The following is a 1,867-nucleotide window of genomic DNA, read 5'->3' as shown; positions in this document are numbered from 1 at the left end:
CACCTGTGGTGTCGACTGCACCGGCCGCCGCGCTTTGGAGTGTACCCGCCGTGTCAATAAGGTGATACGCCTGACGAATGCCATCGGCGCTTTGGTCATCTGAAATACCTGGCAGCCCATAGCGCAGCGTTGCCTGTCCCTCGCCACCTGCGCCACCCAGATAAATTTCGCCTCCCGACACCGAAGCCGCAAGCGCATCGCTACCAACATCGAAGCCAAGTTTCATAGCAACATCAGAGGCCCCGGCGTTGAAGCCAAGCGTCAAACCGCTCCCTCCGCCGACATACAGAACCGGTTTTGTAAGGTTTGGATCATCTGCCAATGACCCCAGGGATTGCAACGAAGCATCCGAGGACAGCGCTCCACCAAACACCAATGTGCCAGACAGCCCAACACCCGCCTCAAGCAGGGCCGACATGTTGGCCTCCATGATGCCGTCCAGACCCAAGGCTTTGGCCAAATCCAGCGCCAACGCCTGATCAAAGACAACCGCCTCGTCAAAGTTAAGCGTCATCTCAAGGCCGCGCAGTGGCACGACGCCATTCCAGACCGACCCCGGCAACGTTGAAAAATTAAGCCCGAAAACCGGCGGTGACACCCAACCTGCCAGTGACGAAAGCGCGTCATTGACGGTTTCTTCCAATGTCAAAGCGGCCTGAACAAAATCCTGTCCACTCAGCGCGGTCAGGGCAGTTTCAATGGTTTCGAACACATCGGAGATAGGCAGCATTTCAGACAAGGACTGTCCGATAAACGGCAACTCGCTATCCAAAACCGGGCTTGTTGCGGTCGCATCGTTGCTTTGACGAACCCATTTTAGGGCAGTTTGTGTCATGTCAATCAGATCAGTGACACTGAATGAGGAAAAATCATCCAACTGCGGCATCAACAACGACCGCAGGTTCAGATCGGTGGGCACATCCAGAAATTGCACATCCAGAACGGGCATTGTGCTGGACACATCCGAAGGTGCCGATATCAGACCGCTAAAGCGCGCGTCTTGGAAGCCGTCAATCGGCTGCAACGCCTCGCCGAACATACGAGACAGCGCAAGCCCCATTCCAAAGGCGCCCTCGGCAGATAAATCCACACTGCCTTGATGGTCCACTTCAACCGCCAAGCGCGCGCCAAGCGCGCCTAACTGCGCGCTAAGAGAGGCGTCAGAGGCAGGTTTGGGTGTGATGTCGCCTGACCGGCCCAAGACAAACCGCGTATCTTCAGCGATAACACCGAAAGTGCCAAGACTGCCCGCATCCAAAGCAAAGGACACATCGGTCGGGCCCAGATCGCCCAACACCCGCAATTCAAGCGGCGCAGCCGTTTGCCCGTCTGCAAGTTCTTTGAAGGTGCCATCCTGCAAGTCCTGCTTCACGAACGTAACGGTTGGCTGGCCTTCGGTGTCATCCCACCCGATGCGAACGGTCAGATCCAGCCCCAACGACAACGCATAGCGCAGATAGCTCTGATCCTGCGCGCTGATACTCAGCAAACCCGGCTGATCAAGGTTAAGTACTGATTTCAGCGCCTCCAAATTGCCGATTGGCAATTCCGAAAGGTCCATCCCAAAATCAATCTCGCCATTCAGGATGCGCGTGCCTTTCAGCGACAGAATAACCGCCTCGGACACCCCGGATGTTGCGTCGGGCTCATCCGGCATCAGGCTGACGGCCAATTCGTCCGGCTTAAAGCTTAGCGGATCTGTCGCATCGGTCATGGCCTGATGGATCAATCCGGCGGCATAGTCCAGCGATTGGTCCCCTGCCTCTTCAAGGGCCGATAGCGCCGCGCGCAAACTGGATTTGACGCCAGTCATCTCTTCGACGGACTGCCCCAATCCCGGAATGACCATGTCCAGCAAACCGTCTTT

The 1,867-nt window shown here is 56.6% G+C and carries 1 protein-coding gene; it reads right to left on the bottom strand.

Annotated features, from left to right (window positions below; translation table 11 throughout):
• Positions 1-1,867, bottom strand: a 1,867-nt coding sequence (locus ACTG3Z_RS17505) for a hypothetical protein (RefSeq protein ID WP_439144282.1), incomplete at both ends; no start/stop codon positions are given.

Origin of the sequence: Planktotalea sp., from assembly GCF_965659345.1 — a bacterium.
Taxonomy (GTDB): Bacteria; Pseudomonadota; Alphaproteobacteria; order Rhodobacterales; family Rhodobacteraceae; genus Planktotalea.
The sequence above is the reverse complement of the archived record's forward strand: the minus strand, read 5'-3'. Positions and strand labels throughout refer to the sequence as shown.